General features: G+C 70.2%; 30 protein-coding genes and 1 riboswitch. Of the genes, 16 read left to right on the top strand and 14 right to left on the bottom strand.

Features of this window, described 5'->3' with window-relative positions:
* Nucleotides 1-4 precede the first annotated feature (4 nt).
* Nucleotides 5-1,195, top strand: coding sequence for an ROK family transcriptional regulator (locus FCN18_RS34170; RefSeq protein WP_113645192.1), 1,191 nt, complete (start codon nucleotides 5-7; stop codon nucleotides 1,193-1,195).
* On the opposite strand, the gene FCN18_RS34175 is transcribed toward FCN18_RS34170, so the two are convergent.
* Together FCN18_RS34175 and FCN18_RS34180 are read right to left on the bottom strand one after the other, a co-directional pair.
* The gene (locus tag FCN18_RS34175) at nucleotides 1,177-1,863 is read right to left on the bottom strand and encodes an alpha/beta fold hydrolase (protein ID WP_137097102.1); all 687 of its coding nucleotides are present in this window, start codon (nucleotides 1,861-1,863) and stop codon (nucleotides 1,177-1,179) included. The genes FCN18_RS34170 and FCN18_RS34175 overlap by 19 nt on opposite strands.
* Nucleotides 1,860-2,360, bottom strand: a complete 501-nt coding sequence (locus FCN18_RS34180; RefSeq protein WP_112264626.1) for a pyridoxamine 5'-phosphate oxidase family protein — start codon at nucleotides 2,358-2,360, stop codon at nucleotides 1,860-1,862. Before FCN18_RS34180 ends, FCN18_RS34175 begins: the two co-directional genes overlap by 4 nt.
* 71 nt (nucleotides 2,361-2,431) lie before the next feature.
* On the opposite strand from FCN18_RS34180, the gene FCN18_RS34185 reads away from it, so the two are divergent.
* Entirely contained in the window at nucleotides 2,432-3,085 is a 654-nt protein-coding gene (locus tag FCN18_RS34185; protein ID WP_112264624.1) for a winged helix-turn-helix transcriptional regulator, read from the top strand.
* A gap of 23 nt (nucleotides 3,086-3,108) precedes the next feature.
* On the opposite strand, the gene FCN18_RS34190 is transcribed toward FCN18_RS34185, so the two are convergent.
* Complete coding sequence (locus tag FCN18_RS34190; protein WP_113645101.1) at nucleotides 3,109-3,480, bottom strand: glyoxalase superfamily protein; 372 nt, start codon at nucleotides 3,478-3,480, stop codon at nucleotides 3,109-3,111.
* A gap of 603 nt (nucleotides 3,481-4,083) precedes the next feature.
* Here FCN18_RS34190 and FCN18_RS39320 point away from each other — a divergent pair.
* Together FCN18_RS39320 and FCN18_RS34195 are read left to right on the top strand one after the other, a co-directional pair.
* The gene (locus tag FCN18_RS39320) at nucleotides 4,084-4,233 is read left to right on the top strand and encodes a hypothetical protein (protein WP_158303229.1); all 150 of its coding nucleotides are present in this window, start codon (nucleotides 4,084-4,086) and stop codon (nucleotides 4,231-4,233) included.
* A gap of 123 nt (nucleotides 4,234-4,356) precedes the next feature.
* The gene (locus FCN18_RS34195) at nucleotides 4,357-4,863 is read left to right on the top strand and encodes a mycothiol transferase (protein WP_112264622.1); all 507 of its coding nucleotides are present in this window, start codon (nucleotides 4,357-4,359) and stop codon (nucleotides 4,861-4,863) included.
* Nucleotides 4,864-4,875: 12 nt separating this feature from the next.
* Here the strand turns inward: FCN18_RS34195 and FCN18_RS34200 are convergent, their stop codons facing one another.
* Nucleotides 4,876-5,268, bottom strand: a complete 393-nt coding sequence (locus FCN18_RS34200; RefSeq protein WP_113645102.1) for a cupin domain-containing protein — start codon at nucleotides 5,266-5,268, stop codon at nucleotides 4,876-4,878.
* 50 nt (nucleotides 5,269-5,318) lie between these two features.
* Here FCN18_RS34200 and FCN18_RS34205 point away from each other — a divergent pair, with 50 nt between their 5' ends.
* Nucleotides 5,319-6,287: a helix-turn-helix domain-containing protein gene (locus tag FCN18_RS34205; RefSeq protein WP_112264618.1), complete on the top strand. Its 969-nt coding sequence runs from the start codon at nucleotides 5,319-5,321 to the stop codon at nucleotides 6,285-6,287.
* On the opposite strand, the gene FCN18_RS34210 is transcribed toward FCN18_RS34205, so the two are convergent.
* Entirely contained in the window at nucleotides 6,284-6,862 is a 579-nt protein-coding gene (locus FCN18_RS34210; protein WP_137097103.1) for an HhH-GPD-type base excision DNA repair protein, read from the bottom strand. The genes FCN18_RS34205 and FCN18_RS34210 overlap by 4 nt on opposite strands.
* Nucleotides 6,863-7,157: 295 nt before the next feature.
* Complete coding sequence (locus FCN18_RS34215; RefSeq protein WP_137097104.1) at nucleotides 7,158-8,423, bottom strand: glycerophosphodiester phosphodiesterase family protein; 1,266 nt, start codon at nucleotides 8,421-8,423, stop codon at nucleotides 7,158-7,160.
* Between the two features lie 334 nt (nucleotides 8,424-8,757).
* Here FCN18_RS34215 and ectA point away from each other — a divergent pair, with 334 nt between their 5' ends.
* The 4 genes from ectA to thpD all read left to right on the top strand — a co-directional run bounded on the left by ectA (nucleotide 8,758) and on the right by thpD (nucleotide 12,066).
* Complete coding sequence (gene ectA, locus FCN18_RS34220; RefSeq protein ID WP_112264612.1) at nucleotides 8,758-9,309, top strand: diaminobutyrate acetyltransferase; 552 nt, start codon at nucleotides 8,758-8,760, stop codon at nucleotides 9,307-9,309.
* A gap of 53 nt (nucleotides 9,310-9,362) precedes the next feature.
* Nucleotides 9,363-10,616 (top strand): diaminobutyrate--2-oxoglutarate transaminase, encoded by a 1,254-nt coding sequence (gene ectB, locus FCN18_RS34225; protein WP_112264610.1) that lies wholly within the window; start codon nucleotides 9,363-9,365, stop codon nucleotides 10,614-10,616.
* 33 nt (nucleotides 10,617-10,649) lie between these two features.
* Nucleotides 10,650-11,042 (top strand): ectoine synthase, encoded by a 393-nt coding sequence (locus tag FCN18_RS34230; RefSeq protein WP_110343203.1) that lies wholly within the window; start codon nucleotides 10,650-10,652, stop codon nucleotides 11,040-11,042.
* A 121-nt stretch (nucleotides 11,043-11,163) separates the two neighbouring features.
* Nucleotides 11,164-12,066, top strand: coding sequence for an ectoine hydroxylase (gene thpD / locus FCN18_RS34235; protein ID WP_112264608.1), 903 nt, complete (start codon nucleotides 11,164-11,166; stop codon nucleotides 12,064-12,066).
* A gap of 408 nt (nucleotides 12,067-12,474) precedes the next feature.
* Here the strand turns inward: thpD and FCN18_RS34245 are convergent, their stop codons facing one another.
* From FCN18_RS34245 to FCN18_RS34265, 5 genes are all read right to left on the bottom strand, one after another.
* Complete coding sequence (locus tag FCN18_RS34245; protein WP_369973662.1) at nucleotides 12,475-13,353, bottom strand: hypothetical protein; 879 nt, start codon at nucleotides 13,351-13,353, stop codon at nucleotides 12,475-12,477.
* A complete protein-coding gene (locus tag FCN18_RS34250; protein ID WP_112264606.1) occupies nucleotides 13,350-13,841 on the bottom strand; it encodes a DUF6932 family protein in 492 nt (163 codons plus the stop codon). Before FCN18_RS34250 ends, FCN18_RS34245 begins: the two co-directional genes overlap by 4 nt.
* 102 nt (nucleotides 13,842-13,943) lie before the next feature.
* Nucleotides 13,944-14,270, bottom strand: a complete 327-nt coding sequence (locus tag FCN18_RS34255) for a hypothetical protein (RefSeq protein WP_112264604.1) — start codon at nucleotides 14,268-14,270, stop codon at nucleotides 13,944-13,946.
* Nucleotides 14,271-14,284: 14 nt separating this feature from the next.
* Nucleotides 14,285-14,962 (bottom strand): OmpA family protein, encoded by a 678-nt coding sequence (locus tag FCN18_RS34260; protein WP_112264602.1) that lies wholly within the window; start codon nucleotides 14,960-14,962, stop codon nucleotides 14,285-14,287.
* A 131-nt stretch (nucleotides 14,963-15,093) separates the two neighbouring features.
* Nucleotides 15,094-15,900: an SGNH/GDSL hydrolase family protein gene (locus FCN18_RS34265; RefSeq protein ID WP_112264600.1), complete on the bottom strand. Its 807-nt coding sequence runs from the start codon at nucleotides 15,898-15,900 to the stop codon at nucleotides 15,094-15,096.
* A 223-nt stretch (nucleotides 15,901-16,123) separates the two neighbouring features.
* Here FCN18_RS34265 and FCN18_RS34270 point away from each other — a divergent pair, with 223 nt between their 5' ends.
* Nucleotides 16,124-16,780 (top strand): DUF3159 domain-containing protein, encoded by a 657-nt coding sequence (locus tag FCN18_RS34270; RefSeq protein ID WP_228714263.1) that lies wholly within the window; start codon nucleotides 16,124-16,126, stop codon nucleotides 16,778-16,780.
* A gap of 42 nt (nucleotides 16,781-16,822) precedes the next feature.
* Here the strand turns inward: FCN18_RS34270 and FCN18_RS34275 are convergent, their stop codons facing one another.
* Together FCN18_RS34275 and FCN18_RS34280 are read right to left on the bottom strand one after the other, a co-directional pair.
* Complete coding sequence (locus FCN18_RS34275; RefSeq protein ID WP_113645107.1) at nucleotides 16,823-17,758, bottom strand: N-acetylglucosamine kinase; 936 nt, start codon at nucleotides 17,756-17,758, stop codon at nucleotides 16,823-16,825.
* Nucleotides 17,755-18,771, bottom strand: coding sequence for an SIS domain-containing protein (locus FCN18_RS34280; RefSeq protein WP_137097114.1), 1,017 nt, complete (start codon nucleotides 18,769-18,771; stop codon nucleotides 17,755-17,757). The genes FCN18_RS34275 and FCN18_RS34280 overlap by 4 nt, the downstream gene beginning before the upstream one ends.
* Nucleotides 18,772-18,919: 148 nt before the next feature.
* Between FCN18_RS34280 and FCN18_RS34285 the strand changes: the two genes are divergently transcribed.
* A complete protein-coding gene (locus FCN18_RS34285) occupies nucleotides 18,920-19,675 on the top strand; it encodes a GntR family transcriptional regulator (protein ID WP_112264592.1) in 756 nt (251 codons plus the stop codon).
* Nucleotides 19,676-19,915: 240 nt separating this feature from the next.
* Nucleotides 19,916-20,791, top strand: coding sequence for a hypothetical protein (locus tag FCN18_RS34290; RefSeq protein ID WP_137097105.1), 876 nt, complete (start codon nucleotides 19,916-19,918; stop codon nucleotides 20,789-20,791).
* Here FCN18_RS34290 and thiE read toward each other — a convergent pair.
* Nucleotides 20,769-21,452 carry a thiamine phosphate synthase gene (gene thiE / locus FCN18_RS34295; protein WP_112264589.1) on the bottom strand — a complete coding sequence of 228 codons (684 nt, stop codon included), beginning with the start codon at nucleotides 21,450-21,452 and terminating at the stop codon, nucleotides 20,769-20,771. The genes FCN18_RS34290 and thiE overlap by 23 nt on opposite strands.
* A gap of 32 nt (nucleotides 21,453-21,484) precedes the next feature.
* Nucleotides 21,485-21,590, top strand: a riboswitch (TPP riboswitch).
* Here thiE and thiO point away from each other — a divergent pair.
* From thiO to FCN18_RS34315, 4 genes are all read left to right on the top strand, one after another.
* Entirely contained in the window at nucleotides 21,585-22,700 is a 1,116-nt protein-coding gene (gene thiO / locus FCN18_RS34300) for a glycine oxidase ThiO (protein WP_137097106.1), read from the top strand. It overlaps the preceding riboswitch by 6 nt.
* Nucleotides 22,701-22,705: 5 nt before the next feature.
* Nucleotides 22,706-22,906 carry a sulfur carrier protein ThiS gene (thiS, locus tag FCN18_RS34305; protein ID WP_112264734.1) on the top strand — a complete coding sequence of 67 codons (201 nt, stop codon included), beginning with the start codon at nucleotides 22,706-22,708 and terminating at the stop codon, nucleotides 22,904-22,906.
* 2 nt (nucleotides 22,907-22,908) lie between these two features.
* Nucleotides 22,909-23,673: a thiazole synthase gene (gene thiG / locus FCN18_RS34310; protein WP_113645108.1), complete on the top strand. Its 765-nt coding sequence runs from the start codon at nucleotides 22,909-22,911 to the stop codon at nucleotides 23,671-23,673.
* Nucleotides 23,674-23,753: 80 nt separating this feature from the next.
* Complete coding sequence (locus FCN18_RS34315) at nucleotides 23,754-24,182, top strand: MarR family winged helix-turn-helix transcriptional regulator (protein WP_137097109.1); 429 nt, start codon at nucleotides 23,754-23,756, stop codon at nucleotides 24,180-24,182.
* Nucleotides 24,183-24,250: the final 68 nt, after the last annotated feature.

The following is a 24,250-nucleotide window of genomic DNA, read 5'->3' on the forward strand; positions in this document are numbered from 1 at the left end:
GCTCGTGACCAAGTCGACGCAGACGAGTCCCACCTCGCCGGGACGCGTTCTCGGCGTCCTGCGCGCAGAGGGACCGCTGACCCGCCAGGAACTCCAGGAACGGGTCGGCCTGTCGCGGGTGACGATGGTCGAGCGGCTCGACGTGCTGCGCCGCCTCGGTCTCGTCCGCGCGTCCGGGCACCGCGAATCCAGCGGCGGCAGACGTGCCGAGGTGCTCGAGGTCAACGACACCGGCCGCACCGCGCTCGTCGCCGACCTCGGCCAGAGCCACGCGACCCTCGCCGTGACAGACCTGCGCGGCACCGTCTTCGCCCGCGACGACCATCGCCTGCCCGTGCGCCACAGTCCGCAGGAGGTGGTGCCGGTGCTGCTCGACGCCGGCCGCGACCTCCTGAACCGGACGGACAGGGCCGACACCCTGTGCGCCATGGCGCTCTCCGTGCCGGGCCAGATCGACCACGAGCGTGGCGTCACCGTGGCGCCGCCCACCATGCCCGACTGGAACGGCAAGCCCCTGCGCGAACCGTTCGCCGAAGCGTTCGGCGTGCCGGTGCTGCTCGAGAACGACGCCAACGCGCTCGCCCTCGGCGACTACTACGCCATGGGCCGACCGGACTCCGCGCTGATCGGTGTGAAGGTCGGCACCGGGATCGGCGCGGGCGTGGTGATCTCCGGCCGCATCCACCGCGGTGAAAGCGGCTCCGCCGGCGAGATCGGCCACATGCGCATCGAGGGCAGTGAGCAGCGGTGCAGCTGCGGCCGCCGAGGGTGTGTCGCCGCCAGCGCGAGTGGCCAGGCCCTGACCCGCGACCTCCGCTCCACCGGTGTCCGCACCCTGGCCGACGTTGTCCGCAGGGTTGGCGAGGGTCGTGGCGACGCCGTCCGCGCCGCCGCGGAGGCCGGCCGCCTCGTTGGCACGGTGGTGGCCACGATGGTCACCATCGTCAACCCGCGCTATGTGCGCGTGGGTGGCGCGATCGGAGTGTTGCCGCCGTTTCTCGAGGCCCTACGGCGCACGGTTGAGGCCAACGCCCATGCGAGTGCGTTGCGCAACCTCGACATCGAACCGTCCCAGCTCGGCGAGAACGGCGCCTTCGTCGGCCTCGCCGGTCTCGTGGCCGACGAGATGTTGTCCCCCGCGACGGTCGACGCGATGGTGGCAAACCTGCCGCCGGCTCAGCCGGAGCGCACGTAGTCGAGCAACCTCCTCGTCAACTCGTGCGGCCGGGCCAGCGCGGGCAAATGGCCGCCGTCCATTTCGTCGGGCACGATCCCCAGTCGCTCCCGGACGACGCGGCGCTGGAAGTCAGCGGGGAACAGCCGGTCGTCGCGGCACAGCAGGAACCTGGTCGGCACGTCCGGCCACGCGGCCAGCGGCCACGGCTTCTCGAACGGCGTGTCGGACGGGTTCCGCTCGCCCCGTTCGAACGCCTCCGCGGTGACGTCGGCGGGTACGTCATGGAAGAACAGCTCGCGAGGATCGAAGTCCACGGTCCTGCCGTCGCGCTCGGCCTGCTCTCGCTGCGCACGTTCCTGACCGGTGGCGGCCCACCATTCGCCAGGCGACTCGCCCGGCTTCGGCGTCATCGCCGCGACCAGGACGAGCAGGCTGACCGGCACGCGCTCGCACACCATCGGGGCGACGAAACCCGACATCGACTGCGCCACGAGCACGACGTCCTTCCGGTCGCCGATCGCCTCCACCACCACGTCGGCGTACTCCGCCAACCCGGAGGCGTCGTCCGTCCACGGCAGGTCGGGGGTCAGGACATCGAAGCCCTCCGCGCGCAGCCGCGGGGCCACCAGGTGCCAGTACCACGAGTCAGTGCCCGCGCCGGGCAGCAGCACGAACGTCGCACTCACGACACACCTCCCAGCACGCCGGGAACGCGGGTCTGGAAGTCCAGGACCCCGACCCAGGTCGGCAAGACGGCGATCCTGGCCATGCGCGTGCCCGGCCGGTCGACCTCGGCCAGCGTCGCCGCCGCCTGCTCCTCACCGTAGTAGCGCCGGTGTGCCAGGGCGTACTCCTCGACGACACCGTCCACATCGGTCACCTCGGCTCTGCCCCTGATCAGCAGAATCTCCGGGGGAACCGTCGCCGTGTCGATGGTGATCGCCACGTCCGGCCGTTCTCGCAGGGCCGCGATCTTGTGTGCGCCCGCGAACGTGGACATCACCACCTCGGCACCGTTCCAGTGGAACAGCATCGGCAGCACCCGGGGTGTGCCGTCTCTCGCCGTATAGCCGAGCCGGGCGAGCTCCGTCGAATGCAGTAACCGCTGGGCGACCGCGCTCTCCAGCAGGGCAACGTCGCCCTGGGGCAGGGTCTCGATCTCGGTGGTTCGCGGTGTGGTCATGACGCCTCCTCTGACTTGTGGTCCTAAATTAGCACTAGCCAGTCCTGATTGTGAAGTGTAAGTTCGGAGGCATGTCAGGCAAGCGCACTTACGACGACCCGTGCGGCCTCGCCCGCGCTTTGAACCTGGTCGGGGAACGCTGGGCCATGCTCGTGGTCCGGGAGCTGCTGAACGGCCCGAAGCGGTTCACCGATCTGCGTGAAGGGCTGCCGCACGCCAGCCAGAACGTGCTCTCGACCCGGCTGCGGGAGCTCGAGGAGTCCGGGATAGTGCGCCGGCGCAGGCTGGGGCCGCCGGCGAGTGCGTGGGCCTATGAACTGACCGAGCGCGGGCAGGGGCTCGAGCCCGCCCTGCTCGCGCTGGCCAGGTGGGGTAGTCGCACGCCGATGACGTCGGACGCCGAACTGAGTCCGGATGCGCTCGTGCTCGCGTTGAGGACGACGTTCGACGTGCAGGCCGCGGCGGGGCTGCGGTTGGGGGTGGAGCTACGGGTCAGCGGCGACGTGTTCCACGCCGAGGTCGCCGAGGGGGATCTCACCATGGGGCGCGGGTCGGCCGAGGAGCCCGACGCCGTCATCGAGACCGGTGCCGCGACGCTGCGCTCGGTGGTGTTCGGGGGCCGGGAACTCACCGAGGCGCAGCGTCACGGAGAGGCCAAGGTCGAGGGCGACGACGAGACCGCTCGGCGTTTCGTCGAGCTGTTTCCCCGGCCGGCGGTGCGTTAGGCGCTCACGAAGCGAGAGGAGGTTCAGGAACGAGCGGGGATCTGCTGCACAGCCCAGGAGTTGCCGTCCGGGTCGGAGAAGAACACGAACCGGCCCCACGGGAAGTCCTGCACGTCGCTGACGTCGACACCCCGGCCAGCGAGCTCGGCGCGTGCCGCCTCGATGTCGGAGACCACCACCTGCAAACCCTCGGCGGAACCCGGCCGCATCTTCGAGAGCCCCTTGCCGATGGCGATCGAACAGGCGGAGCCGGGCGGGGTGAGCTGCACGAAGCGAATGTCGTCGTTCACGGTGTGATCGTGATCGGCGTTGAAGCCGACCTTCTCCACATAGAAAGCCTTCGCCTTGTCCACATCAGACACCGGAACACTGACGAGTTCGAGCTTGAAGTCCATGGTCACCACTCCTTGTCGTTGTCGGTGCGACCACGCTATGCGTGATTCCGGCCAGTTTCTGGCCGCAAGCAGCTCGTCTGGCATGGATTCGTCGACGGCCTCGATCGCGACGTCGGGGCCGCCGCTCGCTCGCGATCCGCCGAGCTCCTCGGCGCAGACACACACGCCGGTCGCCACGTCCGGCCGCACCAGGGGTGCGCCGGCGCAGCGCAGACCCGGCTGCCGGTCGCGCGTGTGGGCGAGCGGCCTCGGGCCTGGTCCTCGGACGCCGGCGGAGAAGAGCAACGCGCGGGACGAACAGGGGGTCGTAGGCGGGGTCGAGCGCAGGGGTCGTCTGCCACGCCCGCCTGCCGTGAGAGGCCTCGCCGACCGTCGTTGATCTCGACCGAATCCGGTGTGGGAGCGCTGAACCCGCACTCGGCGTCGGCGAGCTCGACGGGGTCCTGCATCGCCACCGAGCGGTAGTCGACGTACATCGGATCGTGGCAGTGCGGCGCAGCCTTCGGTGGGACTGCGGACCGCGAGCCCGTCGGTGTCGGTTTCGGGCCGCTTGGCGCGTGGGGCGAGCGGGTCGAACGGGGCCGCTCGACGCGGGTGCCCTCGGTGGTGATGGTCGGCGTGGTGGCCCACGGCCGCGTCGCGACCGCCGCGCTGAGCGGCGTCCCGTCCTGGCTCGATCCGGAGACCGTCGGGTCGCGCACCACGCGCGGACCTCGCGCTCCGCCCCGTTCGGCCGCCGCGAGCACCCGGTGAACCGCAGGGTCCGCCGGCGCCACGGCGACGAGCGGGCGAGGGCGGTGAACCGCAAGCGGGGACCGAGCGGGGCACGTCCTGAAGTGTGCGGCAGCCCGCGTCCCGATCAAACACAATTGAGCCATGGGAAGTGTGGAGCTACTGAAGGACGCGTTCGGCCGCATCCGGGAGGAGGTGCACGCCGCTGTCGACGGATTGACAGGGGAGCAGCTGGCCCACCGCGTCGACAAGGACGCGAACTCGATCGCGTGGCTCGTGTGGCACCTGACGCGGGTCCAGGACGATCACGTCGCCGACGTGGCCGGCCTCGACCAGGTCTGGACCGCGAAGGGCTGGGCCGACCGGTTCGGTCTGCCGTTCCCGGCAGGTGACATCGGCTATGGGCACTCGAGCGCCGACGTCGCGAAGGTGCGGGTCGGCTCGCCGCAACTGCTCGTGGACTACCACGACGCCGTGTGCGAGCAGACGATCGGCTACGTGGAGGGGCTCTCTGACGATGACCTGGAGGTCGTCGTCGACGAGAACTGGGACCCTCCGGTGACGCTGGGCGTCCGGCTCGTCAGTGTCATCGGCGACGACCTGCAGCACGTCGGGCAGGCCGCGTTCGTGCGCGGCATCGTGCTCCGCTGAGCGGCGGCGTTCCTAGCCGCTGAGCGCGTGCCCGGTGGTGGCGTCGACGTGGCCGGGCAGCTCGTCGTGGCGGTCGCCGACGGAGAGGGTGCCGGTCGGCTCGAACAACAGCAGTGAGGCGCCGTCCTTCGAGAACGGTTTGTGCTCGGTGCCGCGGGGCACGACGAACACCGCGCCCTTGGGGAGCACGACGGATCGCTCGCCGGACTGCTCGCGCAGGGCGATCGTCAGCTCGCCGTCGAGGACGAGGAAGAACTCGTCGGTGTCGTCGTGTGCGTGCCACACGTGCTCGCCCGCGACCTTGGCGACACGGACGTCGTAGTCGTTCACCTGTGTCACGATGCGCGGGCTCCAGAGCTGGTCGAACGTGGACAGCGCGGCGGTCAGTTCGATCGGTTCGGTCATGGCTCCATCCTCGTCAGCGGAGCCCGACACGTGGGTGCTAGGAATCGCATATGTCGCTTGATTCCTCGCACGCGCCGCACCGCGTTGTGGCGATCGTCGACGACGGCTCGAATCCGTTCGAGCTGGGCGTGGCGACGGAGCTGTTCGGGCTGCGCAGGCCCGAGCTCGGCCGGGACTGGTACGAGTTCGTGCTCTGCTCGGCGCGGCCGGCCGTTCGCATGCACCTGGGCATGTTCACGCTGTCCGAGGTCGCCGGGCTCGACGCGGTGGAGTCCGCGGACACGGTTCTCGTGCCGAACCGGCCTGATCCCGAGGTGGAGCCCGCGCCCGCCGTGCTCGACGCCGTGCGCGCCGCGGCCGACCGGGGTGCCCGGTTGCTGAGCTTCTGCACCGGCGCGTTCACGCTCGCCGCGGCGGGTCTGCTCGACGGGCGCAGGGCCACCACGCACTGGCGGTGGGCGGAGGTCTTCGCCGCCCGGTTCCCGTCGGTGCGGCTGGAACGGGACGTGCTCTTCGTCGACGACGGTGACGTGCTCACGGCGGCGGGCAGCGCCGCCGCGCTCGACCTCGGGCTGCACGTGGTCCGGCGCGACCACGGTGCCGAGATCGCGAACGCAGTGAGCAGGCGGCTGGTGTTCGGCGCGCACCGGGACGGCGGTCAACAGCAGTTCATCGAACGGCCGGTGCCCGAGGTACCGGACGCGTCGCTCGCACCGGTGCTCGCCTGGGCTCAGGCGCGGCTGGACCAGCCACTGACGGTCGCCGACCTCGCCGCTCGGGCAGCGATGAGCCAGGCCACGCTGCACCGCCGGTTCCGCGCCGAACTCGGCACGACGCCGCTCGGCTGGCTCACGGCCGAACGCGTGGACCTTGCGTGCAGGCTCATCGAGCGTGGTGAGCAGCGACTCGACGTCGTGGCCTCCCGCAGCGGGCTGGGCAGCGTGGCCAACCTGAGGGCGCGGCTGCGCAGGCGAACCGGGCTGAGCCCGACGGAGTACCGCAAGCGGTTCGCGAGCTAGCCTGCGCCCTTGGCCGCGGCCTTGGCCGCCTTCTTGAAGTCGCGGACCTCCGCGAGGGTCTCGGCGCTGGTGACGTCGGCGATCGACCGGCGCGAGCCCTCCTCGCCGTAGGCGCCCGCCGCCTCGCGCCAGCCCTCCGGCGTCACGCCCAGCTGCTTGCCGAGGAGCGCAACGAAGATCCTGGCCTTCTGGTCGCCGTAGCCCGGCAGTGCCTTGACCCGCCGCAGCAGTTCCTTGCCGTCCGGCTTGCCGGACTTCCAGATCCTGTCCGTTTTGCCGTCGTAGTGCTCGAGGACGTGATTCGCCAGAGCGTGGACTCGCCGAGCCATCGATCCGCCGTAGCGGTGGATGGCAGGCGGCTGCACGCACAGCTCGACGAACTCCTCGACAGGGGTATCGGCGATCTTGGTGATGCTGAAGCCGTCCATGCGGTCCGCGATCTTCTTCGGCCCCATGAACGCGTGCTCCATCGGGAACTGCTGATCGAGGAGCAGACCGGTGAGCAGCGCGAAGGGGTCGCTGCTGAGCAGCTTGTCGGCCTCGGCGTCGCCGGTGAGGCGCAGCTTCTTGGGCATGGCTCCATCGTCGCACGTGGCGTGGACGCGGACCTATGCGCGCGGGCACCCGGCCCGGAGAGGAGGCGGCTCGACACGGCGAACCCGTGCCGCGCACACCGGCACGGCACTGGCGCTCGAAAGGTCGCCGCGAGCGTTCGCCGGTCCTCCAAGGCTCAGCGCCGGCGAGGGTCGGCGGCAGCGGCCAGATGTCCGCCCATGGCGGGACGGATCACCACGGTGTCCAGGTCGTGCGGACAGGCGTGACGGGGCACCGGGCCGGGGTGCGACGTGGGGCCACGCCGCACCCCACCGGTCACGGGACGATGTAGGAGTGGGTGTCGAGCACCCGGTGGCGCGGCGAGTAGAGGGTCACCGTGTCGCCGCCGGTGTTGTTCAGGAACCCGGCGGTCAGCCCGTTGTAGACGGCGTCCGGGCGGTTCGTGCCCGGACCGGGGTAGACCCGCAGCAGGCTGCCGGGCTGGATCGTAAAGCCGTCGCCGATGCGCAACAGGTTGCTCGCCGCGTCGCGCACGTAGTGCCCGCTCACGTCGATCGGCCTGGCCGTGGTGTTGCGCAGGGTGACGTGCTCGCCGGTCTCCGGCTGGACGTCGTCGCCGCTCGGGTTCGGGAAGACGTGGTCGACGACGACGGCGCCCTGTCCCGGGAACGCGTCCTTGCCCGCGCGCACGCGCAGCGCCGTCTCCGGGTGGTTGGTGACCACCCAGTCGTACCGCTGGTGCAGGGCCATCTCGATCTGCGCGGGACTGTCCACCGGGTCGCTGAACACCTTGAGCCCGCGCGCGTGCGCCCGGTCGATGTCGGCCGCGGTCGTCACGCGCGGGTGGGCGAACACTCCCACCGTCCAGCCGGCGAGCGCGTCGAGCATGGCGTCGTCGAGCATCTTGCCGCCGGTCAGCACCGCCAGCTGCACCTTGGGCGCGACCGCGTGGAACTCCCGCAGAGCGGTCTCGTCGCGGGAGTGGACCTTCACGCGGTAGGCGCCGGAGCGCAGGATCGCGCCGTCGGCGAGCCCGGCCGCCCGCAGTTCCTCGGCGAGCTTCGCACCGACACCGGGGCTGTTCTGCGGCGCTTTGAGCTCCAGCGTCAGCCCTGCGCGGCCGCGGTTGAGCTCCAGCAGCTCGCGCACGGTCGGCACGCGCTGGCCCGCGAAACGGGGGTCGAACCACGAACCCGCGTCGAGCCGCTTGATCTCGGCGAGGGTGAAGTCGCCGACCAGGCCCTGCGCTCGCTCGGGGAACACGGTCTCGACGTCGGTGGTGCGGGCCAGCGTGTCGTCGTGCACCAGCACGAGCTCGCCGTCGGCCGTGAGCTGCACGTCGCCTTCGAGCACGTCGGCGCCTTCCGCCAGCGCGCGCTGGTAGGAGGCGAGCGTCTCCTCGGGCGCGAGGCCGGGTGAGCCGCGGTGGGCGGCGACGACCGCCTGGCGGTGCTTGCCCGGACTCGCAGCCGAGGTGGTGTCGGCGTCAACGGGTCCGAGCGTCGTGATCGTGGTGACGGCGGCGGTGGCGAGCACCGCGGCGGCGAGCGGCACGCCGAGGCTGCGCAGGCGTCGGTTCACGGCAAACCTTTCGATGGGGATCGGAACCGGTTGATCTTCGAACCGGTCGTTTGCGAATCCCCGACTTCGAGCCGAACCTGGCCGGAACACAGGGTGACGCAGAGTCGCGCTCGGCTGACCCCTCGCGTGCGACGGCGTGTGCCACTACCGTGCTAGACGTGAGCCGCTGAGAGCTCAGCGGCCGGACGTGCTGCGCTTATAGCACAACTGACGCCATGATCGGTACATTTCTGTCGGCATTGTCACATGTGTTTCTGTGTCGTTGCAGGTAGGCGGAGGGTCCGCATCGATCTGGGGCTGAGCGGCGTAACGCACTCTGTTACGTTGCTTGAATATGTCCGGAAAGCACTCAATCCGTGCCAACGGCGATAATCAATCGGCGGGCCACGTGGTGATCGAAAAGCCATCCCGAGCTGATGGTGCCGCCCTGTGGCGAATAGCGCGTGATTCGCAAAAACTTGACCTCAACTCGTCGTACACGTACCTGTTGTGGTGTCGCGATTTCGCTGAGACTTCTGTTGTCGCCAAGGTCGATGGAAATACTGTGGGGTTTGTCATCGGCTATCGCAGGCCCGACGCGCCCGACACCGCGTTAGTGTGGCAAGTCGCGGTCGACGACGCCCAGCGTGGCCGCGGCCTGGCAGGAAAGCTGCTCGACGCGCTGTTCAACCGCCTCGTCGCCGACGGAGTGCGCTACCTGGACACCACGATCACGCCGGACAACGAAGCGTCGATCCGGCTGTTCGGTTCCTTCGCCAAGCGATGGAACGCCCCTCTCGAGCGGTCCGAGCTGTTCGCGGCGAGTGATTTTCCCGATGAGCACGAGCCGGAGGACCTGTTCCGCATCGGTCCGCTCGTGCGAGCCCACGATGAGACTGGGCGCTAGAAAGCGAAAACCCAACAATTGTTTTCGCCCGATAAAGCAGGAGACGAAGCAAGGTGAGCATCTTCGAAACGCTCGAATCCGAGGTGCGCAGCTACAGCCGTGGCTGGCCGACCGTGTTCGATCGAGCGCAAGGCAGTTGGCTCTACGCGGAGGACGGCAAAGCGTACCTTGACTTCTTCGCCGGAGCCGGTGCGCTCAACTACGGGCACAACAACCCGGTGCTGAAGAAAGCACTGATCGACTACATTTCGCGCGACGGCGTGACCCACGCGCTCGACATGTTCACCGTTGCCAAGCGCGACTTCCTGGAGACCCTCAACGAGGTGATCCTCCAGCCGCGCTCGATGGACTACAAGGTCATCTTCCCCGGCCCCGGGGGCGCCAACGCGGTCGAGGCCGCGCTCAAGCTCGCGCGCAAGATCACCGGCAAGGAATCGGTCATCAACTTCACCAACGCCTTCCACGGGATGACCCTGGGCGCGCTGTCGGTGACCGGTAACTCGATGAAGCGCGGCGGCGCGGGCATCCCGCTGGTTCACGCCACGCCGATGCCGTACGACCAGTACTTCGACGGCGCCTACCCCGACTTTCTCTACTTCGAGCGCCTGCTCGAGGACTCCGGCAGCGGTCTGAACGAGCCCGCCGCCGTGATCGTAGAGACGGTGCAGGGCGAGGGCGGCATCAACGCCGCGCGGCTCGAGTGGCTGCAGGGCCTCTCCGAGCTCTGCAAGCGGCACAACATCCTGCTGATCCTCGACGACGTGCAGATGGGGTGCGGTCGCACCGGCCCGTTCTTCAGCTTCGAGGAGGCAGGCATCGAGCCGGACATGGTCTGCCTCTCGAAGTCGATCGGCGGATACGGCCTTCCGCTCGCGATCACGCTCATCCGGCCCGACCTCGACGTGTGGTCGCCTGGTGAGCACAACGGCACCTTCCGCGGCATCAACCCGGCGTTCGTCACCGCCACCGAGGCCCTGCGCACCTACTGGCGCGACGACGAGCTGGAGAAGTCCACCAAGGCCAAGGGCGAGCGGGTCGGCGCCGTGTTCACCGAGCTGGTGGAGAATCACCCCGAGGCGAACCTGGTCGCGAAGGGCCGCGGCCTCGCCAGGGGCCTCGAGTTCCCGACCGGCGAGGTGGCGGGCAAGGTCTGCGCGGCGGCCTTCGACCGCGGCCTGCTCATGGAGACGTCCGGTCCCGACGGCGAGGTCGTCAAGCTGCTGCCCGCGCTGACCACCACCGACGCCGAGATCGAGCAGGGCCTGGAGATCATCACGGACTCCGTGAAGTCCGTGCTGTCGCGCTGAGTCAGTTTTCGTACAGGAGAAAGGGAGTACGTTTTGATCGTCCGCACACTCGACGAGGTCACCGACACCGACGCCGACATCAAGACGCCGAACTGGCGGAGCAAGCGCATCCTGCTCGCCAAGGACAAGGCGGGCTTCTCGGTGCACGAGACCACGTTGTACGCGGGTACCGTCAACGACTTCTGGTACGCCAACCACATCGAGGCCGTTTTCGTCGTCGAGGGCGAGGGCGAGATCACGAACAAGGCGACCGGCGAGACCCATCAGCTCAAGCCCGGTTCGCTTTACCTGCTGAACGACCACGACAAGCACCAGGTCCGGCCGAAGACCGAGATGCGCACCGTCTGCGTGTTCAACCCGCCGGTCACCGGGCGCGAGGTCCACGACGAGAACGGCGTGTACCCGCTCGTGGTCGAGGAAGACTGACTGACTGCCGAGACGTCGCGATAGGCGTGCCGGGGTCGAGCGGCCCCGGCACGCCGCATCGCGAACCCCGAGGGGGCACAGAAAACAAACAAAAGAGTGGCACTCGTAGGAGGCGAGTATTTTGACTCTCGCAGAGAGCCGGATTGAGGACAGTTATCCAACCCGTGTGGTCGGTGAGGCGCAGCTGCTCGAACGGGCTGATCCCACAGTGTGGGGCGCCGAGGGAGACGGGCCGTTCGACGCGGCCGGACTCGCCTCACACGAGGCGAAGGGCTACACGATCATCGAGGGCCTGTTGTCGCCCGCCGAGGTGCAGGGTTACTGGCAGGAACTCGTACGGCTCTCGTCGGACTCCCAGCTCAAGGCCGACGAGCGCGTGATCACCGAGAAGAAGTCCGGCGAGGTCCGGTCGATCTTCGAGGTGCACAAGATCAGCGAGCTGATCAGCGAACTGGTGCGCGACCCGCGCATCCTGGACCGGGCAAGGCAGATCCTGGGCTCGGAGGTCTACATCCACCAGAGCCGCGTGAACTACATGCCGGGGTTCAAGGGCTCGGGCTTCTACTGGCACTCCGACTTCGAGACGTGGCACGCCGAGGACGGGATGCCGAAGCCGCGCGCGGTGAGTTGCTCGATCGCGCTCACCGACAACTACCCCTTCAACGGTGGCCTGATGGTGATGCCCGGCTCGCAGCGCACGTTCGTGCAGTGCGTCGGCGCCACGCCGGACGACCACTACAAGGCGTCGCTGAAGGAGCAGGAGATCGGCGTCCCGAGCGAGGATGACATCACCAAGCTCGCCGCCGAGTACGGGATCGACCAGTTCACGGGTCCCGCGGGCTCCGCGCTGTTCTTCGACTCGAACATCATGCACGGCTCGGGCAACAACATCACCCCGTATCCGCGCTCGAACATCTTCCTGGTGTTCAACAGCGTCGAGAACGCGCTGAAGGAGCCGTTCGCGGCCAGCAAGCCCCGGCCGACCTTCATCGGCAGCAGGGACTTCACCCCCGTCACTCGCTGACCCGTGGCCTCCGGGTAAGCGATTGGTAACAAGGCGTGCCGGGGTGGTTGTAGCCGCCTCGGCGCGGCCTGTTACCGTGTCGCACACCTCGTCGCGTTACCGATGAGGTGATCGTGGCCCCAGTGGCGCGGGTGGCTCCTTGCTCGGGGTGAGTCCGCACCGTCGGTCACGAAGCGAGTACGAGTGAGTACGGCCCCGCGCCACCAGATCGGGACTGGTGGCACGGGGCCGTATTCATGTCCGCCCGAGACCGAGACGCTCGCGATCTCTCCGCTGGTGCTCGCCCACCGGTACCACACCGACCGCGTCTTCACGCTCGACCAGCGCGACTACCGGGCGATGACCCCGTTGCCGCCCCGGTTCCGCTCGTTCCGCATCCTGCCCGCGGATGGCAGGGGACGAGCCGCCTCAGTCGAAGAGGCTCGTCTCCGAGTGGATCTCCAGCAGTTCGTACACCGGGCGGCCCCGCCGTCCATCGATCGTCGTCGTCCTGACCACGCGCAGCCGCGCCGTGACCGGGCGGTCGAGGTTGAGCTTGATCTCGTCGAGCAGGTCCGGCGCGACGGCGCCCTGGATCGTGCTGCCGGTGTCGCGCTCGAGGTAGAAGATGCGCCGCCGGGTCCGCACGCCGTCGAGCCTGCCGGTCACCGTCTCGTAGCCGACGTCCTCGCGAGACTCGCGCAGGCTGCTCTGCAGCACGCGCGCCTGCTCGGTGGTCATGCTGCGCATCAGTTCGTCGCCGCTCGTCGGGGTCAGCGACAGCCCTAGGCTCGACGTCTTCATCACCGCGTTGACGATGTCGCTCACGGCGTTGCGCACGGTGTCGCGCTGCAGCAGCACCGCATCGAGCGCGCCGTCGTCGGAGCCGTTGGCAGGCAGGAAGTCGCACAGTTCCTTGACCGCCCGCTCCGACAGCGTCTCGATGCCGTCGTTGATGAGCGCGTCGGGCGCGGCCGTCTCAGGGAAACCGAAGAACATCGCGTTGCCCGCCTGCCCGCGCTGGATCAGCGGCGCCTTCTCGCGGTCGGCGGGCTGCACGTAGGTGATCTCCTGCTGCGGGTTGCGCACGATGTGGCCGATCTTGGCCGTCGCGTCCTGCAGCGCCTTGCTGATGTCGGAGAAGGTGTACGCGTCGAGCTGGGAGGACCCGAGCAGCGACACCCGCAGTAGCGGCGAGCGGCACGTGCGCTCGAACTTGGCATGCGCGGCCATCGCCGACGCCCTCGCCAGGTCGTCGAGCCAGGTGCCGCCGGGAATGTTCTCGGCGACGCCACGGAAGACGCTCACCAGGTCACCTCCGCGAAGCCCTTGACGATGCCGTCGGCCGGGCCGCGGGACCACGTCTGTTCCCACGCCTCCTCGTCCCCGGGATGGCAGAGGAACCCGTCGAGCAGACCGCCGACCGGTTGCACCTGCTCCAGGTACATCGCGGGCTGCTCCGCGATCACGCCGCGCAGCGTGAGCTGCCCGTACAGCGCCGCGCGGGCGGGGCCGCCGAGCCGCTTGAGGCTGCCCCAGTCGTCGGGGATCAGCACCACGTCGACGTCCTGCGGCAGCTGCTCGCTGCGCACGGTGATGGTGCCGCTGATCCAGGCTCGCCCGGACGGGATCAGCCGCGTCACGACGCCGAGGTAGCCACTGAGTGCGCTGAAGAGGACCTCGCGCTCGTTGCGGTGCGGGGCGTCCCACACGAACCGCTCGTAGAGGTCGGAGAGATCGGCGGGGTGACGGCCGGGTGGCAACACGTTGTCCGAGGTCCAGTGCGGGAGCGGCATCAACGTTCCTTACCTCGTCCTCGAACGCACCCGGAGACCCACACCCGCCTGGCAGGGGGTGACCGGGTGCAGCGAATTTATCAGCAGCGGGTGAGCGGCGGGTCAGCCGCCTCGCCGGGACTCCTGGTCCTCGCTCGCCGCCGCGTCCTGCTCGTCGGGCCATTCGTTGCGGACGTGCCAGGCCCGCCGGGGCGGGAGCGTGCCCTCCTGATGGCTGTGGTCAGGCGAGGGTTCCGGAAGCAGCGCGCCGGTGGCAGGCAGATGCCGGGTCTCCTCGGCCTCGGCCGGTGGGGGCGCCGCGGGAGGCGGGACGGGACGCTCGGGCGGGCGTTGTCGCGCAGGGCGCCGGAACAGCAGGGCGGTGAGCCCGGCGCCGAGCGCGAACGAGATCAGCAGCCAGAGCCAGATCTGCCCGAACAACCACAGCATCGCTCTCCCCCTTCTCACCGCACCGTGATCTCCACCCGCCGGTCGGCGCCGGTGTCGCCGCTCGGGCTGAGCGGACGTGTGTCGCCGTAGCCGATGGCGGTGACCCTCGTGTTGGCGATGCCCGACGCGATCAGCCGCTGGGCCACCGCGTCGGCCCGCTCCTGCGAGAGCGCCCGCGCGCCGGCCGGGTCCCCGCCCGGCAGGCGGGCGACGTGCCCGCCGACCTCGAAGCGAATGTCCGTGGGCGTGGTGCCGAGCAGTTCGAGCACCGCGGTCATCGCGCTCTCGCCCTCAGGGGTGAGCACGGCGGTGTCCGGCTGGAACGAGATCGGCTGCGTGGCCAGCAGGCCGTCCAGCTCGGCTTGCAGCCGCTGCCGGGCATCCTCGGGTACCCCGGGTTCGCGTCGCGGGGTGGACTCCGCCGCATCGGCGGCGCGAACCCCCTCCACGCCTGCCACGACGCCCACCGCCCACTCGGCCTCGCGGGCGGACAGTCCGGAAACGGTCGCGTCCCTGCCCTCGAAGCTGACGGACGCGCCGGGCAGCCCGGCGTCGGCGAGTGCGGACCGTGACCGGGCAAGCAGATCCGACTCGATCCCATCGGCTTCGAATCGAGTTGCGAGGAAGGCGAGCGCGCCCGTCACCAGCAGCGCGAGCGGAACCAGCCACGGCCGGCCTCCACCACCGGACATGAACCGACTGTAAACGCGCGCTCGCGGAAGCGCGAAACGTGCCGGCTCGCCGCGGCCGCAGTGAAGGCCACCATCACTGCGTTCAACGCAGGCATGGTGGCCTTCACTGCAGTTCGGTGGCCGGCCGCCGCCTAGTTCTCAGCGGGTTCGATCAGGGTCGTGCCGGCGGGGCGCTCGGCGAGCGGGGTCAGGCGCGGGCGCTTTGGAGTGATGCCGTCGCCCATCGACTCGCCGCGCAGGTGCCTGCGGATCCACGGCAGTAGGTGCACCCTCGTCCACTCGAGGTCCGAGCGGCGCAGCATGAGCCAGTTCGGGTGCCCGTCGGTCTCCGGCCACGGCTCACGCCAGTCGCTTGCGGTCGGCACCCCGAGCACCTCGGCGGTCCGCAGGGCGATCCGCCGGTGGCCCTCTGGCGTGAAGTGCAGGCGGTCGTCGCTCCACGCGCGGACGTCGTGCAGCGCGTCCATCGCCCACAGGTCGACGACCTTCGCGCCGTGCCGCTCCGCGATGGCCCACAGGTGTGCGTTGTAGATGGCGACCTTGCCCCGCAGGATGCTCATCACCGACATGCGTTTGGTGTCGGGGCCGGTGAAGATCACGACCTCGATCCCGGCCGCGCGCAGCGCCGCGATGCCCTCCTCGAAGGCCGACGCGACCGCGTCGACGTCGGCGCCGGGCACGATGATGTCGTTGCCGCCTGCGCAGACCGTGACCAGGTCGGGACGGGTCTCGAGCGCGATCGGCAACTGCTCACTCATGATCTCGGCGAGCAGTTTCCCCCTGATCGCGAGATTGGCGTAGGCGAACTCGGAGCGTCCGTCGGCGAGGATCTCGGCCAGGCGGTCGGCCCAGCCTCGGAAGCTGCCGTCCGGCAAGGGGTCGTTGAGCCCCTCGGTGAAACTGTCTCCGATCGCGACGTAGCTGTTGTACCCGGTCACGAGGTCTCCCTCCGACAACGCCCTGTGAACCCCTTCTCGTGTCGATCAACAACCGGACGCCCGCCCGCAGTCCCACCTACGGTGTCCGGATCTTTGATCGGACGTCATAGTGTCTTCCTTCGTCGGCCACCTACGCACGCGTATTACAAGATCGTGCTCAGGCGTGTGGCGAATGTAACCTGCGAAGGGTGACCTAACTTCGCGAATGAGGCAGGCTGGACACGTGACTGACACCCCGACCGAACCCGCCCCCTCCCGCGAGTCGCTCGCGAGTCTGCTGGGCGGGCGCAAGGGTGCGATCGACGCGAGCCTGCCGCCCGTCGCGTTCGTGGTCGGCTGGCTCGCCACCGGCTCCTCCATCGGCTGGGGCGCGCTGACCGCGATCGCGGTGAGTGTCGCGGTGGGCGCGTTCCGCCTGGTGCGCGGGGACAAGGCCCGCGCGGTGGTGGTGAGCCTCGCCGCCGTGGTCGCCGCCGCCCTCATCGCGCTGCACACCGGGCGGGCCCAGGACTTCTTCCTCATCCAGCTGCTGTCCAATGTGGCCAGCGCGCTGCTGTGGGCGGCGAGCATCGTGGTGCGGTGGCCGTTGCTCGGCGTCGTCGTGGGCTTCGCGCTCGGGCAGAAGACCAGGTGGCGCAAGGATCCGGCACTGCTGAGGGCCTATTCCCGGGCGAGCTGGATCTGGGTGTTCCTGCAGTACACGTTGCGAGTGCTCGTGTACGGCTCGCTGTGGTGGGCGGGCGAGGTGGTGGCACTGGGCGTCGCGCGCACGGTGCTGTCGTGGCCGCTGGTGGCCCTGACGGTGGCGGTGAGCGGCTGGGTGCTGTACCGGACGCTCCCGGAGAGCCATCCCGGGCTGCGGCATCCCCAGACGCAGTGAGCGAGGGCCCCCGGCGAGGGGGAGGTCCGGGGGCCCCGTTGCCTACGGTACCCGTTTCGGACGCGGTGCGTGCTCGCCGAACGCGTCCACCGCCGCGAGCCACGCCGCGCCGAGCACGCCGTCGGTGTCACTGCGCACGTCGAGCCCGCTGAGCCCTTCGCGCACGGCGGCTCCCACCGGGCCGTTCTCGCCGAGGACGCTGCCGACGAGCACCACCGGGGTGCGCTCGCCCGGCTCCCTCGCGGCGAGGGCGAGCTCGACGAGGCAGGCGGCGGCCCTTCCGACGATCGCGTCGGCAACCGGATCGGTCCCGGCGGCCTCGCTCACCAGCGGCGCGAAGCGCGCCAGGCGCACCGGCGGCTCGGCGTTGGCCGCGGTGATGAGCCGGTGGTGTGCCTTCGGCTGGTCCTCCTCGACGCCGGTCTCGGCGAGCACGGCCCGCACGAGCGGCCCGGCCTCACCGCCCCTGGTCAGCACGTCCAGCGCGGCCCGCACGGCCTCCCTGCCGATCCAGTACCCGGAGCCCTCGTCGCCGAGCAGCCAGCCGTAACCGCCTGCCACCGACACCATGCGCCGCTTGCGGATGCGGCCCGCGATGGAGCCCGTTCCGGCGACCAGCACGGTGCCGTCCGCGTCCTCGGTCGCCGACGCGAACGCGGCCTCCGCGTCGGACACCACGCGCGGGGTCACGCCGAAACCGGCACCACGCCACGCCCGGTCGAAGACCTCGGCGACGGCGGGATCGGTCAGCTTGCTCGCGCCGGCCATGCCGATCACGAACGCGCTCGGCTCCGAAGGCCCGAGGCCGGTGAGCGCGGCCGTCACGGCCCCCGCGATGGCGGCGGCGGCCTGCTCGGGAGGGTGCGAGTTCGGGTTGGCGCCTCCCGCCCTGCCGGTGCCGAGCACCGTGCCGTCGGCGCCGACCGCCAGCGCGCGGGTGGCAGTGCCGCCCGCGTCAACGCCCACCACGTACCTCACCGGGTCTTCGTCACCTTCCGCAGTCCGCGCGGGTTGTCCGGGTCGCCGCCTCGCGCGAGCGAGAGGCCCAGCGCAAGCCGTTGCACCGGCAGGACCTCCAGCACGGGAGCCACCTCCTCCACCGTCTCAGGGACGTCCACGTGCAGCGCACCCGGCATGTCGGAGGCCGCCGACCCCACGGTCAGCACGTCGGCGCCCCGCTCGGCGACGGCGCCGAGCACGTCACCCATCGCGGCGCCGCCCCGGCCCCTGCTGGTCACCGCGAGCACCGCGGTCTCCTCGTCGACGGCGGCCACCGGGCCGTGCAGCAGGTCGGCGCCGCTGTAGGCGCGGGTGGCCAGGTAGCTCGTCTCGGCGAGTTTGAGCGACGCCTCCAGCGCCGTGGCGTAGGAGTAGCCGCGCGCCGCGGCGATGACCCGATCGGCGAACCGGTACCGGTCGACGGCGCGGCCGACACCGGCCTGCGACTCCTCCAGCGTCCGCCTCGCCAGCTCGCCGATGTCACGGACGTCCTCGCCGGTGCCGCCGCGCACGGCGTCGATGAACAGGTACAACGCGAGCAGCGTCGCCGTGTAGGTCTTGGTGGCGGCCACCGCGTGCTCCTCGCCCGCGCGGATGTCGACGCCCAGTTCGGCGGCCGAGAACAGCCGCGACGACGGCGTGTTGCTCACGGCCACGGTCAGCGCGCCCTGCTTGCGCGCCGACTCGGTGACCTCCAGCAGGTCGGGGGAGCCGCCGCTCTGGCTCACCGAGATCAGCAGCACGTCGCGCAGGTCGGGCCGGGCGCCGTAGAGGGTGGTCGCCGACGGCGACACGAGCCCGGCCGGCAGCCCGAGAAGTACCTCGATGAGGTACTTCGCGTACAACGCCGCGTGGTCGCTCGAACCACGGGCCGCGAGCAACGCGAACCTCGGCGGCGTGGCGGCGATCGCGCGGGCGGTCTCGGCGATGTCGGCCCGGTGCTCGACGAGCCCGGCGAGAATGTCGGGTTGCTCATCGATCTCGGCCGTCATATTCCGGCCGGGTTTGCCCTCTATCACGATGGTCCTCTCGTCACCCGTCGAGGTCTAGACCAATAGTAGACGGGTCCATCGGCGGGCGCGCAGGGTAGTTTTGCAAGTGAGGTGTGAGGCAGTGAGGCGTTCCGGTAAGGAGTCGGTCATGTTGGAGACGGTTTCCGGGGGTTCGTCGGGTTCGGTATCCGGCACACGTGGCCAGCGCGAGCCGAAGTACTGGGCGCTCAAACAGCATCTGCTCGATCTGCTCGAGGCGCTACCCGCGGGTTCACCCATTCCCACCGAGCGGGCGCTCGCCGGTGACTTCAGCGTGTCGAGGACGACGGTCCGTCAGGCGCTCGCCGACCTGACAGCCGAGGGCAGGCTGCACCGCGTCCAGGGTAAGGGGACGTTCGCCGCGGAGCCGAAGGTGGCGCAGCGGCTCCAGCTGTCGTCCTACACCGAGGACATGCGGGCGCAGGGCCGCGAGCCGTCGTCCAAGCTGTTGGAGATCGACGAGATCGTCGCGGAGGGTGAGCTGCCGAAGCTGCTCGGTATCCGCACCGGCGCGAAGGTGCTGAAGCTCAAGCGGCTCCGGCTCGCCGACGGGGAGCCGATGGCGCTGGAGACCACCCACCTACCGCTCGCCCGGTTCCGTGGCCTGCGCAAACAGATCGCCGAGGGTGGGTCCCTCTACGCTGCGTTGCGAGAGCGCTACGGAGTGGTGCTCGACCGCGCGGAGGAGACGATCGAGACCTCGCTCGCCGGGCCCCAGGAGGCCGAGCTGCTCGGCGCCGATGTCGGAATGCCGGTGCTGCTGCTCTCCCGGCACTCCTTTGCGGGCGACAAACCGGTGGAGTTCGTGCGTTCGATTTATCGGGGTGACCGCTACAAGTTCGTCACCACGCTCAGCAGGCCCTGAGTTCTGATCGATTTCCCGGCGAGCGGGTTGACCGGACCCGCCGCCGGGTACGCGTAGGCCTTGGCGGTTTTCGGGACGGCGCGGTGATCTTCGTGGTCTCACGTGAATTCAGTGTGAGATCAAGAAAGTCCATTGTGGATCGCCGTGTCCGTGCTCACTCTTGGCAACGCCGGGATCGTTTCCGGCGATAAATACGTTGAGGGTTCTGGAGACGGCGAGTCCGCGCGAGCGATCGGAATCATGACTAGGGAGAAGCAGAAAGAAGAGCAAGAGGAAACGGAGAAGTCCGGCCTCAAGCCCGCACAGGTGATCGCGGCCGCACTGGCCGCGATCACGGCGGCGTTCCTGGGGTCGTCGCTGGGTGTGTACGGGACCGTGCTGGGCGCCGGTGTGGTCAGCATCGTGACCACTGTGGGCAGTGAGGTCTACCTGCGGTCGCTGAAGACCACGAAGGAAGCCACCAAAAAGGCCAAGGCGATGGCCGCCGCGATCACCGACGCGCGCGGCTGGCAGACCAAGGTGCAGCAACGGACGGCGGTGGCCGACCAGCCCACCGTGCCCACCACCCGGATGCCGGTGCCCGGTGACGAGCGAACGAGATATCTGCCCAAGCCGGACGAGACCAAGACGGTGTTCCTCCCCAAACCGGGCGAGGGGGGCGACGAGCCCCCGGCCGAGGAACGGCGGGCGTGGTGGAAGCGCCGCTGGCCGCTGCTGGTCGGCACGAGCGTCGCGGCGTTCGTGATCGGGATGTTCGTGGTGACCGGCTTCGAGCTGGCGACCGGAAGCTCACTGTCCGGCAACGGGCGCAGCACGGTGAACGAACTGGTCGGCAACACCTCCGGCCAGACCGAGCACCGGGAGCAGCAGCCGGGTCAGCAGCCCAGCACCGAGCAGCAGGAGCCGACGGGCTCCACGGAGACCACCGGGGAGAACACGCCCACGCAGGAGAGCACCCCCGGCCCGACCGAGGAGCAGCAGCCCCCGCCGGCTGAGCCATCGCCGAGCAGCAGCTCCTCCGAGCCCACCCCGACGGAGGAGCAGTTGCCCCTGCCCGGCGACCAGGGCGGGCAGGGCGGCGGCGGGCTCGAGCTCACGCCCGAAGCGGTGCCGTGAGTCCCTTCCGCAGCTCGGCGGCCGCGTCACGGGGATCGTCGGCCTCGGTGATGGCCCTGACCACGACGGCCCGGTCGGCTCCCGCGGCCAGCACCTCGGGCACCCTGCCGAGGTCGATGCCGCCGATGGCGAACCACGGACGGTCCGTGTCGATGCCGCCCGACACGGACCGCACCAGGTCGAGCCCGGGAGCCTCACGGCCGGGTTTCGTCGGGGTCGGCCAGCACGGCCCGACGCAGAAGTAGTCCACGCCGGGTTCCGCCGCTGCCGCACGCGCCTGCTCCGCCGAGTGGGTCGAGCGGCCGATCACCGGCTCGTCGCCGAGCACGCGGCGCGCGACCGTCACCGGCAGGTCGTCCTGCCCGAGGTGCAGCACGTCGGCGCCCGCCGCGAGCGCGACGTCCGCCCTGTCGTTCACCGAGAGCAGCGCGCCGTACTCCGCACACGCCTGCGCGAGCACCTCCAGCGCGGCCAGCTCCTGGCGCGCCTCCAGCGGCGCGCCGCCGGTCTTGTCACGCAGCTGGATGATGTCGACACCACCCGCGAGCGCCGCGCGGGCGAACTCGCCGAGGTCGCCGCGCGTGAGACGGGCGTCGGTGCACAGGTAGAGGCGGGCGTCCGCGAGGCGCTGGCGGATCTGATCACCATTGAGGCCGGGCATGGCGTCACCGTAGTACGGCCCTGTACGGTGGGGGACGTCCGCACGGGAGCCCGAGGCACGGGCTGAGAGGGAGCCGCCGCTCCGACCGTGGAACCTGATCCGGATCATGCCGGCGCAGGGAGCGTGATTCCAATGACCAGCAACCCCAACCTCGCGATCGTCGGCGCCGGTGTGATCGGCCTGGCCATCGCATGGCGTGCCGCTGCCTCCGGACACCGCGTGACGGTGTTCGACCCCGATCCCGCCCGTGGCGCCTCGTGGGTCGCAGGCGGGATGCTCGCGCCGGTCACCGAGGCCTGGCCCGGTGAGGAGGCCGTGCTCGAGCTGGGGGAGGAATCGCTACGGCGGTGGCCGGCCTTCGCCCGCGAACTGGCCGCCGAGGGTTTCGACCCCGGGCTCTCGTACTCGGGCACGATCGTCGCCGCGTTCGACCACGCCGACGCCGAACAGCTGCGGGTCCTCGGCGAGTACCTGCGAGAACTGGGCCGGGAGGCGACCTATGTGACGAGCCGCGAGCTGCGCCGCACCGAGGGCGGGCTGTCCGGTGCGGTCCGCGGCGGGCTCGTGGTGCCAGGCGACCTCGCCGTCGACAACCGCAGGCTCCTCGACGCGCTGCTCGGCGCGGCGCGGCGGCACGGTGCGAGGTTCGTCGCCGAGGCGGCCGAGGAGGTCACCGGGGACTCGGTGCGCACCGCCTCCGGAGAGCGTGGCTTCGACGCCGTCGTGCTCGCGGCCGGTGCGTGGAGCGGCAGGCTCGCCCCCGAGCTGACCGGTCACGTCCGCCCCTTGAAGGGCGAGATCCTGCGCCTGCGGGCCCGCCGGACCACCCTGCCGCCGCCGGCGCGCACCGTCCGCGCGTTCGTCGAGGGCAGGCCCGTCTACCTCGTCCCGCGCGCCGACGGCGAGCTGGTGCTCGGCGCCACGCAGTACGAGGCCGGGTTCGATCCGGCCCCCACCGCCCGCGGCGTGCGCGAGCTGCTGGAGGGCGCCGAACGGATCTTCCCCGCCGTCGCCGAGTACGAACTCACCGAGACGAAGGCCGGACTGCGCGCCGCAAGCGCCGACAACCTGCCCTACCTGGGCGAACTCGGCTCCGGGGTGCTCGCGGCGACCGGCCATCACCGCAACGGGCTGCTGCTCGCGCCCGTCACCGCCGACGCGGTGCTCGCCCTGCTCGCGGACGCGCCCCTGCCTCCGGGAGCCGCGGCGGCACACCCAAACCGGATTCGCAGCGAGGAACGAGTCTGATGCACATCCACATCCACATCAACGGCGAGGAACGGGAGTTCCCCGACGGCAGCACGGTGGCCGACCTGCTGACCGCGCTGGGCACGCCGCGCCAGGGCGTCGCGGTGGCGCTCGACGGCGAGGTCGTGCGCAGGGCGAACTGGGCCGAGGTCGTCGTGCCGGACGGCGCCCGGCTGGAGATCCTCACAGCCGTGCAAGGAGGGTAGAGATGATCGACGAAGGCGATCACCTGGTGATCGGTGACCACAAGCTCACGTCGCGGCTCATCATCGGCACCGGCGGGGCGGCCAACCTCAGCGTCCTGGAGCGTGCGCTCGTGGCCTCGGGCACGGAGCTGACCACGGTCGCGATGCGCAGGGCCGACGCCGAGGGCGGCTCCGGTGTGCTGGAGCTGCTGCGGCGGCTCGGCATCACGCTGCTGCCCAACACCGCGGGCTGCCGCAGCGCGGCGGAGGCGGTGCTGACGGCTCAGCTCGCGCGCGAGGCGCTGGAGACCGATCTCGTCAAGCTCGAGGTGCACGCCGACGACCGCACGCTGCTGCCCGACCCCGTCGAGACACTGGACGCCGCCGAGCGGCTGGTGGCCGACGGCTTCACGGTGTTCGTCTACACCAACGACGATCCCGTGCTGGCCCTGCGCCTGGAGGAGGCGGGCTGCGCGGCGGTGATGCCGCTGGGCGCGCCGATCGGCACGGGGCTCGGCATCCGCAACCCGCACAACATCGAGCTGATCGTGGCCCGCGCGAGCGTGCCGATCATCCTCGACGCCGGGATCGGCACGGCCTCCGACGCGACGCTCGCGATGGAGCTGGGCTGCGACGCCGTGCTGCTGTCCACCGCCGTCACCCGGGCGCAGGACCCCGAACGGATGGCCTGCGCCATGCGCTCGGCCGTCTCCGCGGGCAGGCTGGCCCGTGCGGCAGGCCGCATTCCGCAGCGGTTCTGGGCACACGCGTCGAGTCCGCCACGCTGACGGGTTCACGCGCGCCCGCACCTGCCACAACGTATGGTGAACCGCAATTTCCGGCGCGCGCGTACCCGAAGGAGCGTTAGGTGACCACGTCGTCGCAAGACGTCCCCGGCAGGTTGTTCCTCGCCATCGGCAGGCTCTCGCGCTCACTGCGGCAGGCGGGCTCGCCGGGGCCCGGTCACGGTGCCATCTCGGCGCTGGCGACGCTCAGCGCGTACGGCCAGCTGCGTTTGGGCGACCTCGCGGCGAAGGAGGGCGTGGCCGCGGCGACGATGTCTCGCATCGTCGCCGCGCTCGTCGAGTCCGGCTACGTGCGCAGGGAGTCGGACCCGGTCGACCGGCGCGCGTGGCTGGCCACGGTGACCGAGGAGGGCGAGCGGGCGCTCTCCGGGGTGCGCTCCACCCGCATCCACGAGCTGAGCGCGCGTATCGACCGGCTCTCCCAGGAACACCGCGAGGCACTCGCCGCCGCGCTGCCCGCCCTAGAGGCCCTCCTAACGGAAGAGGACTGACCCGTTCGCCCCCTGCAGTGAAGGCCACCTTCACTGCGTTCAATCTGGATCCGCTGTTGATCTTGTTT

It is taken from the genome of Prauserella endophytica (assembly GCF_005146945.1).
GTDB classification, from domain to species: Bacteria; Actinomycetota; Actinomycetes; order Mycobacteriales; family Pseudonocardiaceae; genus Prauserella_A; species Prauserella_A endophytica.

Bases quoted from the DNA above. Each gene is read 5' to 3' on its own strand.
- FCN18_RS34180 (WP_112264626.1), bottom strand. From the start codon at position 2,360: ATGACCACACCGCGAACCACCGAGATCGAGACCCTGCCCCAGGGCGAC.
- FCN18_RS34185 (WP_112264624.1), top strand. From the start codon at position 2,432: ATGTCAGGCAAGCGCACTTACGACGACCCGTGCGGCCTCGCCCGCGCT.
- FCN18_RS34190 (WP_113645101.1), bottom strand. From the start codon at position 3,480: ATGGACTTCAAGCTCGAACTCGTCAGTGTTCCGGTGTCTGATGTGGAC.
- FCN18_RS34195 (WP_112264622.1), top strand. From the start codon at position 4,357: ATGGGAAGTGTGGAGCTACTGAAGGACGCGTTCGGCCGCATCCGGGAG.
- FCN18_RS34200 (WP_113645102.1), bottom strand. From the start codon at position 5,268: ATGACCGAACCGATCGAACTGACCGCCGCGCTGTCCACGTTCGACCAG.
- FCN18_RS34205 (WP_112264618.1), top strand. From the start codon at position 5,319: ATGTCGCTTGATTCCTCGCACGCGCCGCACCGCGTTGTGGCGATCGTC.
- FCN18_RS34210 (WP_137097103.1), bottom strand. From the start codon at position 6,862: ATGCCCAAGAAGCTGCGCCTCACCGGCGACGCCGAGGCCGACAAGCTG.
- ectA (WP_112264612.1), top strand. From the start codon at position 8,758: ATGTCCGGAAAGCACTCAATCCGTGCCAACGGCGATAATCAATCGGCG.
- FCN18_RS34250 (WP_112264606.1), bottom strand. From the start codon at position 13,841: ATGCCGCTCCCGCACTGGACCTCGGACAACGTGTTGCCACCCGGCCGT.
- FCN18_RS34255 (WP_112264604.1), bottom strand. From the start codon at position 14,270: ATGCTGTGGTTGTTCGGGCAGATCTGGCTCTGGCTGCTGATCTCGTTC.
- FCN18_RS34260 (WP_112264602.1), bottom strand. From the start codon at position 14,962: ATGTCCGGTGGTGGAGGCCGGCCGTGGCTGGTTCCGCTCGCGCTGCTG.
- FCN18_RS34280 (WP_137097114.1), bottom strand. From the start codon at position 18,771: ATGACGGCCGAGATCGATGAGCAACCCGACATTCTCGCCGGGCTCGTC.
- FCN18_RS34285 (WP_112264592.1), top strand. From the start codon at position 18,920: ATGTTGGAGACGGTTTCCGGGGGTTCGTCGGGTTCGGTATCCGGCACA.
- FCN18_RS34290 (WP_137097105.1), top strand. From the start codon at position 19,916: ATGACTAGGGAGAAGCAGAAAGAAGAGCAAGAGGAAACGGAGAAGTCC.
- thiE (WP_112264589.1), bottom strand. From the start codon at position 21,452: ATGCCCGGCCTCAATGGTGATCAGATCCGCCAGCGCCTCGCGGACGCC.
- thiO (WP_137097106.1), top strand. From the start codon at position 21,585: ATGACCAGCAACCCCAACCTCGCGATCGTCGGCGCCGGTGTGATCGGC.
- thiG (WP_113645108.1), top strand. From the start codon at position 22,909: ATGATCGACGAAGGCGATCACCTGGTGATCGGTGACCACAAGCTCACG.